This is a genomic window from Sphingobium sp. DN12, assembly GCF_051058005.1.
Taxonomy (GTDB): Bacteria; Pseudomonadota; Alphaproteobacteria; order Sphingomonadales; family Sphingomonadaceae; genus Sphingobium; species Sphingobium yanoikuyae.
The window spans coordinates 973027-988037 of record NZ_CP173717.1 but is presented as its reverse complement, the minus strand read 5'-3'; the positions used below and the strand labels follow the sequence as shown (position 1 = coordinate 988037).

The following is a 15011-nucleotide window of genomic DNA, read 5'->3' as shown; positions in this document are numbered from 1 at the left end:
GCCGGCAAGGCCGATTTTTGTTTCTCGGGGATATCGAACAATGCGGACATATCTGGTGGTCGTGGACGAATCGCCCGAAGCGGAAACCGCGCTGCGCTTCGCCGCGCGCCGCGCCGCCAAGACGGCCGGGACGATCCGCATCCTGGCCCTGATCCCGCCGTCCGAATTCGTCCAATGGGGCGGCGTCCAGGCGACGATGGAGGATGAGGCGCTGCAACGGGCCGAAGCGCTGGTGACCAGCGCGGCCGGCACGCTGACCGACGAATCCGGCATCCGCCCCAGCATCACCGTGCGCCAGGGCGATCCCGTCGCGGTCGTGCGCAAGACGCTGGAGGAAATGGACGATGTCGCCGCCCTGGTCCTGGGCGCCGCCGCCAGCGGCCCGCCCGGTGCCCTGGTATCCCACTTCACCGGATCGGACGCGGGCAAGATGCCCTGCCCGATCATGATCATCCCCGGCGGCCTCGACAGCGACGCGATCGACCGGCTGAGCTGAGCCAGGGCCGCAAGGCTTCTCCGCAGCAAAATGCGTCGCGCCCGCTCGCGTTGACGCCGCCCCATCAAGCGCCGACATATCGCCGCTGCCGGCAATGTCATGATGCCGCACGGTTGCGGCCAGCGCGGCATCCGACAATCGCGCAAGGGGAGAATGGCGCGCATCGAAGATCAGCCCCGACCGAAACACCGCATTGCGATCTTCTTCATCGCACCGGAACGGAAACACAACAGAAATCATTGTCGCAATTATCTTGGTTCAAATCGATTTTTCCGCATCGCCATTTCAATTCCGCCCAAACACAACAAAAACTTCATATTTCCTGAAATATAGGAAGACGCGCACCTTGTTTAACGCGATCTTCAACCTTGCAGGACAAGTTTGCGGCAATTCATCTCGTCATTGCGGAAGAACTTCCTCCATGAGCTTTGTTGCGCCGTCCAGTCTCGGTCCTTTCGCCAGCGCCTATCCGCTGTCGCCGACGATGCTGCAGCATAGCCTGACGGACCATCCGCTGTTCTCGTTCGAAGCCCTGGCAAAAGCCAGCATCGACCTGCCACCGCAATTTGTCGAACGCCGGATCGGCAATGCCCCCAATGGCGGCGAATTCGCGATGGATCGCTCCGACGACGCCGATGTCGCCGCCGTCATTCGCTCGATCCAGACGAGCGGCAACTGGATCATGCTCCGCTTCGTCGAGCAACTGCCCGCCTATCGCGAGTTGCTGGCCAGGCTGATGGACCAGATCGGCCCCGCAATTTCTCCAGCGACCGGTCCGGGGCTGACGGTGCGAGGCTTCATCTTCATTTCCGCGCCGGGAACGCTCACCCCGTTCCACTTCGATTGCGAATATAATATCCTCTTCCAGATCGCGGGCGACAAACAGTTCGCGACCTATCGCCCGATGGCACCATGGCTGCCGATCGACCGGCACGAAGCTTATTATGGCGGCGGCGACAATATGCTGCCCTGGAACGACGCCTATGAGGCGGATGCCGACATCCACCCCATGCAACCGGGCGACGGCCTGTTCATCCCCTATGCCTCGCCCCATTGGGTCAGGGCAGGCGCGGAGCCATCCATTTCGCTGTCGATCACCTGGCAGAGCCAGTGGAGCCAGGCGCTGGGCGATGCAATGCAGATCAATCCGCTGCTGCGGCGATGGGGCTTGCCCACCGGCGACGTGCCGATATGGCCCAAGGCGGCCAAATGGCGCTCGATCGGTTGCCGCGTAGCGCGCAAGGCCGGGCTGTTATGAGCCACCTTCCCGCCTCCGGCAGTTTCCAACCGGACGCCAGCCATGCCTGGCCGATGTCGGATGCCGACCAACCCGCCGTCCGCATCCTGCGCCATGCCGATCTGACGGCCGATGATCGCGCGCAGTGGGCAGCCCTGTCAGCACTGGCCGGGGCCGCCAATATCTTCGTGCAGGACTGGTTCATGGACGCCGCCCTGAGCCACGCGCCTGATGGCGCTGACGTGCTTCTGGCCGTCGTCGCCCCCATCGATGGACCATGGCTGGGCGTCATGCCACTGATCGCTGCGCCACGCTTCGGCCGGTGGCCCGTTCGCATCTGGCGCAACTGGTCGGCGACCAACCAGTTCCTGGGTACGCCGCTGGTCATCGCGCAGTCCGCCGATCTGTTCTGGAAGAGCCTGTTCGCCTTCCTGGACCAGCGCGCAGGCGGGGAGATCATGCTGCATGTCGCCGGACTGGACGCCGACGATCCGGTCAGTATCGCCCTGTTCGACCGCTGCGAACGGGAAAGACGAGCATTCCACACCATCCATTGCCATGAACGTCCGGCCTATCGCGCCGGCAAGGAAGGGGAAGGCCGCGGCGACGCGAAAATGCGGAGCCGACTGCGCAGCCTGTCGAAGCGACTGGAACAGGAACATGGCCCGGTCACGATCGACATTCTGGCGCCGGACGCGCCATGCACAGCCTGGATCGACGCGTTTCTGGACCTTGAGGCATCGGGCTGGAAAGGCCGTAGCGGCAGCGCATTGGCAAGCGACGGCGCGACCCAGGCCCTGTTTTGCGAAGTGATTGAGCGCGGCCATGCGAACGGCAGCGCCCGGCTCGCCACCCTGTCGGTCGGGGGGCGCGCGATCGCCATGTCGAGTTGGTTTGAAGCCGCCATCTGGGGCCATGGCTTCAAGATGGCGTTCGACGAGGATTATCGCGCTTATGCGCCGGGCCAGCTTCTGATGCGCGACATCAGGGATCACATCGAGGTCCGCCCCGGCATGTCCTTCGACAGCTGCGTCCCACGCGGCGCCGGGCACTGCCATCGACTATGGGGCAGCAACCGAAAGATTGTCGATGGCGCCGTCGCGATCGGCTCGCCCTGGCACCATGTCCGGTTCGACGCCCTGATGAAGGCGAGAACTGCCTATGCGGCGATCAAGGCCCGTTTTCCCGATCGACCGGCGACCTGACGCCAGGTCGCAGCCATATGCCGCCTAGCTGCGGTCCAGGCCCAGCGCCCGGTCATCGGCCGTCGCCGCCGCCATTTCGGCCTGGGCCGCGGCGATGCGCGCCTGCGCCTCGATCAGCTTGACCGCGGCATCGGTGGCCGCTTCCTCGCGACTATTGACCAGGAAGAAGTCGCTCGATCCCAGATCAAAGCGGCGCCGCTCTGCCTGGGCCAGTCGTTCGGCCAGATCGCGCTGCCGCCGGGTCGTATCCACCAGCACGCGCGCGGCATCGACCTCGATGCCGATGCCGGCCACTTCGGTGCGGATTTTCTCCGCCAGATAGCGCTGCTTGACGGTGAGTTCGTCGATCTTCGCCTGGCTCTCGGCGACCTTGCCCCTCGCCTTGCGGTTCTGCAGCGGCACCTTGAAGGTCACGCCGACGATCACCTCCAGCGGCGTGCGGCTATAGCCTCCCAGCCCCTGGGCACCGACATCCTTGGCGACCTGCCCCTCGAAATCCAGCTTGGGGCGGGTGTCGTTCTCGGCCAGCGCCAGCTTGACCGACGCATTGTCGATTTCCTCCAGCAGGATGCCGAAGTCGGGGCGATCCTCGATCGCGAACAGCGGGTTGATCCGCAGGCCGTCGAACGCGGCGGCGGATGCGGGCAGGCGCGCGGCATCGACGAGGATCGGCAATCCGTCCGCGTCGCGATAATAGAGCGAGAAGCTGTTGGCCGCCGCCATGAACTCCTGTCGCGCCTGCACCACCAGCGCCTCGCGCTTGACCATGTTGGCTTCGTTTTCGGTCAGCAATATTGCGGACTTGGCACCCAGCTGCACCTGGCGCGCAATGCCTTGGCTGCGGCTTTCGGCCAGATCGTAGAGCGCCTCATAGGCCTTGAGCTTGAGGCCGCTCGCGACCCATTTCTGATAGGCGGCAATGGCGCGCGCCTGCACGCCGATGGCGGTCGCCCGCGTTTCGAAGCGCGCAATGTCGATATCGTTGCCGGCGATTTGCGACGCGGACCGCCGCGCGTCGATCAGGCGATCGCGCATCAGGGCATAGAGCGCCCCGATCTTCAGCTCGCCCGCGCGATTGGTATAGGCCTTGTCCTCATAGACCGGGAAATCCCCGCGCGAATTGCGATATTGGCCATAGACATAGCCGCCATTGCCGGTGAGCGGGCGTTCGACCTTGCTGTCGATCAGCGTGCCGTCATAATAGCCCTCGACCCGGCTGCGGGCGTCCACGGAAAACACCGTGTCGAAGGCGCCCTGTGCGCTGATCGCGCGCCCTTCGGCCTGACGCGCGCGCGCCAGGGCGGCAATGATATCGGGCGCCGAGCGGGCCGAGGATTGCAGCACCTCGTCCAGTGTCAGCGGCGTCGAGGGCTGCCCTGCGGTCGGTACGGGCGTCGCATCGACCGACAGGGCTTCACCAGCCGCGCAGGGCATGGTGCCCGCCCCCATGACCGCGACCAGCATGGGCAGCGCCATTGCGCGCCACATCGTCACTTCTTCTTCTCGATCGAACTCTTGTCGTCCTTGGGCGCTTTCACCTCGCCCTTGCCGGCCACCTGATCCTGGCCGAAGTTGAGCGGGAAGTCGTTGAGCTGGCGCCACAATTCATACCAGACCGGCACCGTGTCGCCCTGCACCCAGCCCAGCACCTTGCTGCCCTGACGGACGAAGCGTCGCTCCGGCCAGGCGGTCTTGCCCGGCGCCTGTTCCACCAAGATGCGGAACAACCCGTCGGTGCGCGGCGTGGGATCGACCGACCGCACCTGGCCGTCATAGATACCAACAGCAAAAGCCGGCCAGCCGCTGAACTGGAAGGCCGGGAAGCCCTCAAATTCCAGCCGCACGGAGCGCCCCGGCTCGACCAGCGGCACGTCGCGCCCGTCGACATACAGCTCGACCGCGCGGGTGATATTCTCGGGCGCGATCGTCGCCAGCACCGTGCCGGACGAGATCAGCGCGCCGCCCGCTGCGGCATTCAGATCCTGCACCCGGCCTTCGCGCGGCGCCGAGACGATCTGCGCCGAACTTTGCGCGAGCTTGATCTCGATCTGCTTGAGCTTCGCGCGCGCTTCGGCCAGCTTCGCATCGACATCGGCGACCTTGATCTGGGTCTGCTCATAATCGCGCCGGGCGGCCAGCCCTTCGGCATAGAGCTGGCTGGTGCGATTGACGTCGATCATCGCGGTGGCCCGCGCCTGCTGGACCGCCGCGATCTGCGCCTCGACCTGTGCCTTTTCGCCCGCCAGTCGGGCGAGGAAATCGGGATCGACATCGACCACCCGGACGATCGGATCACCGGCGCGGACATGATCGCCGTCCCTGACGTAAAATTCGACGACGCGGCCGCTCACCAGCGAAGATACGTCGCGGGCGCGGTCCTGCGCGCTCAGCGTCGTGACCTGACCACCGCCCTGCGCCGTCTGCTGCCAGGGCACGAACAGGATCGCCAGCACGAGCAGGACGCCCAGCAGGATGAGCCAGGCGACGGTCGTCACCAGTCGGAGCGGCCGCAACTGGGCGAGCGATGGGAAATGTTCGGCCTGGGCGCGATCGAGCGTCATGGCTGCGCCTCCCGCGCCGCGACGAAGCGGGCAAATTCATCCTTGTCGGTGAACCGTTGCTGCGCGCGCGCGCCAACCCAATACCAGGCATCAAGGTCGAGCGCTTCGGGGCGCCCGCTGCTCAGCAGCACGGTCGTGCCCGCTGCCCGCAACTCGGCCAATGTCGCCTTGAGGCTGGCAATCGGCATCATGTCGTAGAGTTGCGACAACAGCAGCACGCGCGGACGGCTGAGCAAGGCATTGGCAAGCTTGAGCTGCATCACTTCGACGATCGACAGCGGCGAGCCGGAGCTGGCGAGCTGGGTATCCAGCCCGTGCGGCAGCCTGGCGAGCCGCGCGCCCAGGCCAACCCGTTCCAGCGCGTTCATGATCCGCGCCCCATCCATGTCGCGGCCTTCGGCGAACGACAGATATTCGCGCAGGGTGACGTCGATGATGGTCGGGCGATTGAGCACCATCACCGCCGATCGCAGCAGATACATGTCGAAACTGCCCAGTTCGCTGCCGCCGATCAAGACGATGCCGCTGTCGGGCGCGGCGTGCCGCTTGAGCAGCAGCGCCAGGGCGCTTTCCATGCCCGGTTCGGCCAGGATCACCGCCTGTTCGCCGCTCGCAATCTCGAAATTGATCCGGGCCTTGTCGATCTCGACATCGCGGAAGCGGACCGATCCGTCGCGTGGCGCCTCCCCGCGCTGGCCCAGTCGCTCCTGCGGGATGGCCAGGATTTGCGACAGTTCCTCGCTGCTCGCGACCAGATCATAGAAGGTGTCGAGATAGGAACCGAGCTGGTAGATGCCGTAGAAGACGCTGGACAGGATCAGTTCCGCCGCGACCAGCTGCCCGATCGAAAGCTGACCGGCGAGGATCAGATTGCCGCCGAGCGCGAGCAAGGCAGCCGCCGCAAAGGCATAGACCAAGAAATAGCCCAGCGTCTGCGCGAAACTATAGCGGAAATAGCGGCGATGCGCGGCAATATAGTCGGCAATGACCGTTTCGGAGCGGTCCATCGCGAAATTGAGATGGCGGGCCGATTTGTAGAAACCATTCGAGCCGCCGACGCTTTCCAGCCAATGCGCGGCATTATGCTTGGCATGGCTGACGCCCACTGCGCCGGTGATCGCGCCATGCCGCCAGGCCAGCCAGATCATCAGGCACACCGTCACCAGCACCAGGTTGAAGGCCAGGAAGAAGGGATGGTAGAAACTGGTCACCACCAGTCCCACTGCCCCCTGCAGCACGATGGTGAAGGCGCCGATCACCAGGCTGGGCACCGATTTCTGGACGATCACCATGTCGAAATAGCGGTTGAACAGGCTGCCGCGGCTTTCATCCACGAAGAAGGGGTTTTGCGCATGGACCGCGCGCACGGTGATTTCCGCGACCACCCGCGCAAAGATGCGGCGTTCGAAGATCGCCAGCAGATAGACGCGCAGCGCGCTCAGCCCCGCCACGACCAGCAGCAGCGCCAGCAGCACGCCGGACAGGATCCACAAGGGCGCGACCAGCGCGGTGCGCGCCACCGAGTTGATCAGCAGTTGCACGGAGATGGGGGTGGCCAGCGACAACAGGCTGATCGCCACCGTATAGACGATCCCGACATTCACATAGCTGCGGTCAGGCCCGACGACCTCCGACAGCCACGCGGCCGCCTGCCGCAAGCCGAAACGCTCACTCGCCAACTCGACACCTGTTCCCTGCCAGCCTCATCGAAAGCGCCCCTAACCGCGGCGATTACGGCCCACAATGGCTTATGCTGCACAGCAACATAAACTTATGAAGCGTTTGCAGAATGGTGCAGGCATCCGGGCAAATGCTGCCCTCCCGGCCAGAAGTCCCCCGCTCTGGAGGGGACAGATCGGTCCTTCAGCCAAATTGCGCGAGAAAATCTCGCCCGGTCATTGGCAGCGAGAACATCGGGAAATCCTTGGTGATGGCCACGCGCTGTTCTTCCTCGCCGATGGTGGCGCAGCAGTCGATCAGCGTCGCGACATGATAGCCCCGCTCATAGGCGGAGCGCATGGTGGATTCGACGCAGCAATTGGTGAGAAAGCCGCCGATGGCCAGGTGCGTGATGCCGTGCTGGCGCAGGATGAAATCGATATTGGTGCTGGCGAAACAGTCCAGGCCGCGCTTGCCCTCCACCACGATCTCGCTATCGATCGGCGCCATGACATCGGCAATCTGCGCGCCCCAGCTGCCACGGCGAAAGGCCCTGGCGGCGATCACGCCGGCAAGGATGCCATAGGGCCGGGTCGACAGTTCGGGATAGCCCTCCGCAAAGCTGATCGGCACATGAAGGATGGTGAGCCCCGCCTGGCGCGCGCCATCCAGCAGGGCGACGCTGTTCGCCAGCATATTGGTGGCGCGCATCACGTCCTGCACCGCCTCATGCTGGGCACCGCCCTCGCTGACGAAATCATTCTGATATTCGATCAGGACGATGGCGGTCTTGTCCGGCTTCATGCTGTTGCTCCGTTTGAGGGTCAGGCGATGTCGGGCATCTGGTCGAGATATTTGTCCAGCGTCAGCGGATAGTCGCGCACGCGGATGCCGGTGGCATTGTAGATGGCGTTGGCGATCGCCGATCCGGGGCCGCATATGCCCAGTTCCCCCACCCCCTTAGCCTTCAGCGGCGAGACCACCGGATCGAGCGTGTCGAGGAAGATGCATTCCTGGTGCGGGATGTCGGCATGGACCGGCACTTCATAGCCGGCAAGATCGTGATTGACGAAGAAGCCGAAGCGGGTGTCGACCGCCAGTTCCTCCATCAGGGCGGAGCCGGCCGACATGACCATGGCACCGATCACCTGGCTGCGCGCCGACAGCGGATTGAGGATGCGGCCGGCATCGCACACCGCCAGCATCCGGCGAATCCGGGTTTCGCCGGTATAGGCATTGACCGCGACTTCGGCGAAATGGCCGGCATAGGTGCCGACATCATAGCCCTTCTTGAAATCGCCGAAGCTGATTTCATCCTCCGCCGTCAGGGCGCCGGCATCGGTCAGCGCCATGCGACGACCGCCCGCGTCGATCCGGCCGTCGGCGAAGGTCGCGCTATCGGCGTCGAACCCCAGTTTCTGGCCGATCGCCCGGCGCAGCGCCACGCAGGCGGCATAGACGCCGGCGGTCGAACTGGCCGCGCCCCATTGGCCGCCCGAACCCGATGAGGCGGGAAAATCGGAATCGCCCAGCACCACCTGGACCCGTTCGAGCGGCACGCCCATGGTTTCCGCCGCGGTCTGGGCGATGATCGTGTAACTGCCGGTACCGATGTCGGTCATGTCGGTTTCGATGGTGATACGGCCATCCGTGCCGAGCCGTGCGCGCGCGCCGGATGTCGCCGTCGGCCCGCCGCGATAGCCCGCGGCGACGCCCATGCCGATCAGCCAGGCGCCCTCGCGGCGCTGCCCCGGTTTGGCGCTGCGCTGCGCCCAACCGAACCGCTCCGCCCCTTCGCGCAGGCAGCGGACCAGATTGCGATCGGAAATGCGCTGGTTCGCGTTAGCAGGCACCGTCCCTTCGGGCTCATTGCGGATGCGCAGTTCGATCGGGTCCATGCCGAGCTTTTCGGCCAGTTCGTCGATCGCCACTTCCAGCGCCAGATGCCCCGGCGCTTCGCCGGGCGCGCGCATCGCATTGCCTTCCGGCAGGTCGAGCATGGCGACATGATTGGCGGTCATGCGATTGGCGCCGGCATAGACTTTGGGCGTCTGGGCCGTGCCATCCTCGCCATCGGTGCCGTTGATGTTGCTCGACCAGTTTTCATGCCCGATCGCCGTGATCCGCCCGTCGTGCTCCGCGCCGATACGGATGCGCTGGATCGTCGCCTGGCGGTGGGTCGCGTTATTGGCCATCAGCGGGCGCTGCACGGCAATCTTGACCGGCCGTCCGGCCGCCTTGGCGCCCAGCGCCGCCAGCACGGCATCCGCCCGCACGAACAGCTTGCCGCCGAAACCGCCGCCAATATAGGGCGAATCCACCCGCACATTGGCAGGGTCGATGCCCAGGATCTTGCTCATGCTCTGCTTGGCCCAGGCGATCATCTGGTTGGACGTCCAGAGCGTCAGCCTGTCGCCCTCCCAGGCAGCGATGGTGGCGAACGGTTCCATCATCGAATGGCTTTCGTTCGCGGTGCTGTACCGCGCGTCGAGCTTCACCGGTGCCGCGGCGAAGGCGGCGGCGAAATCGCCCTGACTGCTGGTGTCGGGCTTGCCCCCCTGCCCCTTGGCCAGCGGCGCGGCCGGGGCGACGGCAGGAAAATCGAACACGCCCTTGTCGCGCACATAATCGGTGCGGATGAGCGCCGCGGCGGCGCGCGCCTGTTCGAAGCTTTCGGCCACCACGCAGGCGATCGCCTGATGATAATGATGGATGTCGCTGCCGCCGAACAGCGGGGCATAATTCATCATACCCTTGCCGACCGGCTTGGTATCGGGGGCGGTGACGATGGCAATCACGCCCGGCGCGGCGCGCGCAAGGCTGGTGTCCATCGCCGCGATCCGTCCCTTGGCGATGGCCGATCCGACGACGAAGCCATAGGCCTGGTTGGCGATGACATCATGGCGTTCGGCGGCATAGGGCGCCTGGCCGGTGGTCTTGAGCGGGCCGTCGATCCGGGGTGTCGACTTGCCGACGATCTTGGCCTGATCGAACAGATTGGCCTTGGCGGGGGCATCGAATTTCATGGGATCAACTCCTCGCCTGGGCCATGAGCGACGCCAGCGTCCGCTCGGCCAGTTTCAGCTTGAACCTGTTGTCCTCGGTCGGACGGGCATCGGCAAAGACCTTCTCGGTCACGGCGCGCGCGCCGCCTGGAAAGGCGCCTTCGGCCGCTTCCACCCGCCAGGGCCGATGGGCGACGCCGCCAAATGCCACGCGTCCGCTTCCGTCCTTCTGGATGACGGTGGCGACCGAAACCAGCGCGAAGGCATAGGAGGCCCGGTCGCGCACCTTGTAATAGAGCTGGGTGCCGCCGATCGGCTTGGGCAGGGTGATGGCCGTGATCAGTTCGCCAGCCTCCAGCACATTGTCCCGCTGTGGTTCATTGCCGGGCAGGCGATGGAAGTCGGCAAAATCGATTGCGCGCTTCGCGCCATCGGCCTTCACCGTCTCGACCTTCGCATCGAGCAGGCGCAGCGCCACGCCCATGTCGCCGGGATAGGTGGCGATGCACTGGTCCGACGAACCGATGACGGCAAGCTGTCGGGAAAAACCGCCGATCGCCGCGCAGCCGGTGCCGGGCCGACGCTTGTTGCAGGGCATGTTGGTGTCGTAGAAATAGGGGCAGCGGGTTCGCTGCAGCAGGTTCCCCGCTGTCGTCGCCTTGTTGCGCAGCTGGCCGCTGGCGCCGGCGACGATCGCACGGGCAAGGACGCCATAGTCGCGGCGGACCGCCATGTCCGACGCCAGCGCCGTGTTGGTGACGAGCGCGCCGATCCGCAGCCCGCCCTCCGCCGTCTTCTCGATCCGGTCGAGCTTCAGATCCTGGACATCGACCAGATGGGTCGGCGTCTCGATCTCCAGCTTCATCAGGTCGAGCAAATTGGTGCCGCCAGCCAGATATTTGGCGCCTGGCCGGCCGGCCACGGCCGCGGCGGCCTGCTCGGGCGTCTTCGCCCGTTCATAGGTGAAGCTCTTCATGCCTTTGCTCCCGCGACCTGCGCCATGGCCTGCGCGATGTTGGAATAGGCGCCGCAGCGGCAGAGATTGCCGCTCATCCGCTCGCGCATCTCGATATTGGAATAGTCCGGAGCGCGGGTGATGTCGGCCTGGACATGGCTCGGCACGCCTTGTTCGATTTCCTTGAGCACGGCAACGGCAGAGCAGATCTGCCCCGGCGTGCAATAGCCGCACTGATAGCCGTCATGGGCGATGAAGGCGGCCTGCATCGGATGCAGGTTGTCGGGCATGCCCAGCCCTTCGATCGTGGTGATCTCGTCGCCCTGATGCTGCAGCGCCAGGCTGAGGCAGCTGTTGATGCGGGTGCCGTTGACCATCACGGTGCAGGCGCCGCACTGGCCATGATCGCAGCCCTTCTTGGTGCCGGTCAGCTTGAGATGTTCGCGCAGCGCGTCGAGCAATGTCGTGCGGGTGTCGAGCTTCAACTGCTGTCGCTTGCCATTCACGATGAAATCGACCGCCATCATCGGCGGCGGCGCAGCGGGAGACGGCTGCGCCTGCACTGGTGCTGGAATGACGGCAACCGTCGCGGAGGCGGCACCGCCCGCCAATATGCCGCGTCGCGACACGCCCATATCCGGAAAATCGGCCATGAAAATCTCCCCTGCAGACGCTGGTTGCGCACTCTATCGAAGAAAAAACTGGCGGCCGTCTTCCGGCCTGCCATCTACCCAGATTGAGGATAACACAGGAGAGGCCGTTCAGGTTCATGCGATGATCGGCATGATGTCATGATCGGGAATCATGAATGCTGTGGCGGCCGACGCTGATCGCCAAACAAATACCGCGGTGGCCTTCCACACGCGACCTTCCACGCAAATCAGCATGGCGCTGCAACGACCGTTCCACGCGGCCCGTAGCTGTGCCATGGTGGTCGATCCTGTATAGAGGCCCCATGACCGACATCGACCAATTTATCGCCGGACTGCCCAAGGCAGAGTTGCACCTCCATATCGAAGGGACGCTGGAGCCCGAACTGATGTTCGCGCTGGCCCGGCGTAACGACGTGACGCTGCCTTACGGCTCGATCGACGAGATCCGCCAAGCCTATGATTTCGGCAATCTCCAGGATTTCCTGGACATATATTATGCCGGCACCAATGTGCTGCGCACGCCGCAGGATTTTCACGACCTTGCCGCCGCCTATTTCGATCGCGCGGCGCAGGACAATATCGTCCATGCCGAAATCATGTTCGATCCGCAGGCGCACACATCGCGCGGCGTGCCCTTCGACCATGTGATCGAGGGGCTGCTGTCAGCCATGCGGGACGCGGAAGAACGGCATGGCATCACCAGCGACCTGATCCTCAGCTTCCTGCGCCATCTGAGCGAGGAAGAGGCGTTCGACACGCTGCGCGCCGCCACCCCCTGGCTGCCGCAGATCAAGGCGGTGGGACTGGACTCATCGGAAGTCGGCCACCCGCCCGAGAAATTCGCCCGCGTCTTCGCGGCCGCGGCCGAAGCCGGCCTCAAGCTGTGCGCCCATGCCGGCGAGGAAGGGCCGCCCGCCTATGTCTGGGAAGCGCTCGACCTGCTCAAGGTCGACCGGATCGACCATGGCAATCGCGCGCTGGAAGAGGATGCCCTGGTCGAGCGACTGGTGGACGAGCAAATGGTGCTGACCGTCTGCCCGCTCTCCAACCTCAAATTATGCGTGATCGACGACATCGCCAGCCATCCGCTCGACCGGATGCTGGAGATGGGCCTGCGTGCGACGGTCAATTCCGACGATCCGGCCTATTTCGGCGGCTATCTCAATGACAATTATCGTGCCGTTGCCGCCGCCCGCGGCCTGTCCCGCGAGCAGGTCGCCCTGCTGGCGCGCAACAGCATCACCGGCTCCTTCCTGCCGCAGCAGGCCAAGGACGCGCATCTGGCGACCATCGACGCCTATCTCGAACAGGCGCATTGAAGCCCTGATTTACCGCCCCCTTCCCCGATGATATAGTCTGTCTCACAGGATGGCGGGCTTTTGGGGAAGGGCCGGACGCATGGCTGACTGGATAAGGGCAGCGACCGCGCTGGGCATCGGCCTGTCGCTCGCCTCGGTATCGATCGCACCGGCCTTCTCGCCCGCGACTCTTGCCGCGCTCGATCCCGTCCGCCTCGCCCGCAGCCTGTGCAGCGGCCCGCGGGTCGGGTCCGCCCTCGCCCGCGAATTGCTGATCGCGGCCGCCGCCGCCCAGCCGATCGCCGACGCACCGCCGATCCCGCTGTTCGACGATCTCACCCATTCGCGCTTTCCGCTGACCACCGCCAATCCGCAGGCGCGCCGCTATTTCAGCCAGGGCCTGCTGCTCATGTATGGCTTCAACCATGCCGGCGCGGTCCGCTCCTTCCGTGCGGCACAGCGGCTCGATCCCGCCTGCGCGCTCTGCTGGTGGGGCGAGGCGGTCGCGCTAGGCCCCAATATCAACGCACCGATGGATGCCGGCGACCGGGGCGCAGCTCTTGCCGCGATGGACCGGACGATGGCGCTGCGCGATCGGGCCTCACCGATGGAGCGCGGCCTGATCGAGGCGGCGGCGCTGCGCTATGCCCCTGATCCCGATGCCGACCGCGCCGCGCTCGACGGCGCCTATGCCGATGCGATGCTGGCGCTCGCGGCGCGCTTCCCGGCCGATGACGATGTCGCCCTGCTGGCCGCCGAAGCGGCGATGGACACCAGCCCGTGGAATTATTGGGAGGCCGACCGCAAGACCCCGATCGGGCGCGCCGGCGCCGCCATCCGCCTGGTCGAAACGGTGCAGGCCCGCAATCCCGCCCATGTCCAGGCGGCGCATCTGATGATCCACCTGCTCGAAGCGAGCGATGCAAAACGCGCCGAAGCTGCCGCCGATCGCCTCTCCGCCGATGGCGCGCCCAGCGCCGCCCATCTCGTCCATATGCCAAGCCACATCTATCAGGTCGTCGGCCGCTATCGCGACTCGATCCGCGTCAACATCGCCGCCGCCCGCGCCGACGAAGCCTTCATCCGCGCCACCGACGACCACAGCCTGGTGCGCTACGGCTATTATCCGCACAATGTCCATTTCATCGTCGCCTCCGCGCAAATGGCGGGCGACATGGATAGCGCGATGCGGGAGGCGCGGCGCCTGCGCACCATCCTCGATCCCTCAACCTCGGCCGCCATCGCCTGGATCCAGGCGATCGACGCCGCCCCCTATCTGGCCATGGCGCAGTTCGCCGCGCCCGCCGACATCCTCGCCCTGCCCGCGCCCGATCCGCGCCTGCCCTATGCCATCGCCATGCGCCATTATGCCCGCGCCGTCGCCCGTGCCCAGCTGCGCGACCAGCGCGGCTTCGATGCGGAGGTCGCAGCGATGAGCACGATCGCCCGCTCCGATGCACTGGCCCCGATGATTGCGCAGGACGTCCCGGCACCGGACCTGATCGCGCTCGCCACCGCGGTCGCGCGCGGCCGCCTCGCTACCGCCCAGCACCGCTATGCGCAGGCCGCCGATCATTATCGCGCCGCGATCGCGCTGGAGCGCAGGATACCCTATCAGGAACCGGCCTATTGGTATTATCCGGTGCATCAGTCGCTCGGCGCTGCCCTCTTCCTCGCCGGCCGCCCCGACGATGCCAGCGCGGCCTTCCGCCAGGCACTGATCCAGGCCCCCAATAATGGCTGGGCGCTCTACGGCCTCGCCCGCGCGGAGGCAGCCCAGGGGCATGAGGCAGAGGCCGCCGCCGCCCGCAAGGCTCTGACCAGCGCCTGGTCCGGCGATCCCGACTGGCTGCGGATGGACCGGCTCTGAGGGGCGCCCCCCGCACAAACCCCGATTGACGCCATGGTCCCGCAGGATGCACCTCGAAGGTCATCGGATCCA

13 protein-coding genes are annotated in these 15011 nt (G+C 65.5%); 5 read left to right on the top strand and 8 right to left on the bottom strand.

Translation table 11 applies throughout. The annotated features are described in order from the left end of the window. Positions 1-40 precede the first annotated feature (40 nt). From ACI6S0_RS04710 to ACI6S0_RS04700, 3 genes are all read left to right on the top strand, one after another. Complete coding sequence (locus ACI6S0_RS04710) at positions 41-496, top strand: universal stress protein (protein WP_004207608.1); 456 nt, start codon at positions 41-43, stop codon at positions 494-496. Positions 497-917: 421 nt separating this feature from the next. Then, positions 918-1754 (top strand): transcription factor jumonji, JmjC, encoded by an 837-nt coding sequence (locus tag ACI6S0_RS04705; RefSeq protein ID WP_434405143.1) that lies wholly within the window; start codon positions 918-920, stop codon positions 1752-1754. Continuing rightward, positions 1751-2938, top strand: coding sequence for a GNAT family N-acetyltransferase (locus ACI6S0_RS04700; RefSeq protein WP_434405142.1), 1188 nt, complete (start codon positions 1751-1753; stop codon positions 2936-2938). Before ACI6S0_RS04705 ends, ACI6S0_RS04700 begins: the two co-directional genes overlap by 4 nt. 24 nt (positions 2939-2962) lie before the next feature. Here ACI6S0_RS04700 and ACI6S0_RS04695 read toward each other — a convergent pair whose 3' ends face one another. From ACI6S0_RS04695 to ACI6S0_RS04660, 8 genes are all read right to left on the bottom strand, one after another. Continuing rightward, on the bottom strand, positions 2963-4426 hold the full coding sequence (locus tag ACI6S0_RS04695) for a TolC family protein (RefSeq protein WP_434405140.1): 1464 nt from the start codon (positions 4424-4426) through the stop codon (positions 2963-2965). A 2-nt stretch (positions 4427-4428) separates the two neighbouring features. Beyond that, entirely contained in the window at positions 4429-5499 is a 1071-nt protein-coding gene (locus tag ACI6S0_RS04690; RefSeq protein ID WP_434405139.1) for an efflux RND transporter periplasmic adaptor subunit, read from the bottom strand. Next, complete coding sequence (locus ACI6S0_RS04685) at positions 5496-7178, bottom strand: ABC transporter ATP-binding protein (protein WP_434405137.1); 1683 nt, start codon at positions 7176-7178, stop codon at positions 5496-5498. The genes ACI6S0_RS04690 and ACI6S0_RS04685 overlap by 4 nt, the downstream gene beginning before the upstream one ends. Before the next feature lie 184 nt (positions 7179-7362). Continuing rightward, positions 7363-7962 carry a cysteine hydrolase family protein gene (locus ACI6S0_RS04680; RefSeq protein WP_434405135.1) on the bottom strand — a complete coding sequence of 200 codons (600 nt, stop codon included), beginning with the start codon at positions 7960-7962 and terminating at the stop codon, positions 7363-7365. Between the two features lie 20 nt (positions 7963-7982). Continuing rightward, positions 7983-10184, bottom strand: coding sequence for an aldehyde oxidoreductase molybdenum-binding subunit PaoC (gene paoC, locus ACI6S0_RS04675; RefSeq protein WP_434405134.1), 2202 nt, complete (start codon positions 10182-10184; stop codon positions 7983-7985). Between the two features lie 4 nt (positions 10185-10188). Next, positions 10189-11139, bottom strand: a complete 951-nt coding sequence (locus ACI6S0_RS04670) for an FAD binding domain-containing protein (protein WP_099231594.1) — start codon at positions 11137-11139, stop codon at positions 10189-10191. After that, complete coding sequence (paoA, locus tag ACI6S0_RS04665) at positions 11136-11771, bottom strand: aldehyde dehydrogenase iron-sulfur subunit PaoA (protein WP_125986676.1); 636 nt, start codon at positions 11769-11771, stop codon at positions 11136-11138. Before paoA ends, ACI6S0_RS04670 begins: the two co-directional genes overlap by 4 nt. A gap of 114 nt (positions 11772-11885) precedes the next feature. After that, entirely contained in the window at positions 11886-12047 is a 162-nt protein-coding gene (locus ACI6S0_RS04660; RefSeq protein WP_434405132.1) for a hypothetical protein, read from the bottom strand. 26 nt (positions 12048-12073) lie between these two features. On the opposite strand from ACI6S0_RS04660, the gene ACI6S0_RS04655 reads away from it, so the two are divergent. Together ACI6S0_RS04655 and ACI6S0_RS04650 are read left to right on the top strand one after the other, a co-directional pair. Further along, complete coding sequence (locus ACI6S0_RS04655) at positions 12074-13090, top strand: adenosine deaminase (RefSeq protein WP_434405131.1); 1017 nt, start codon at positions 12074-12076, stop codon at positions 13088-13090. Between the two features lie 79 nt (positions 13091-13169). Then, complete coding sequence (locus tag ACI6S0_RS04650; protein WP_434405129.1) at positions 13170-14939, top strand: tetratricopeptide repeat protein; 1770 nt, start codon at positions 13170-13172, stop codon at positions 14937-14939. The last annotated feature ends 72 nt before the right edge of the window (positions 14940-15011 follow it).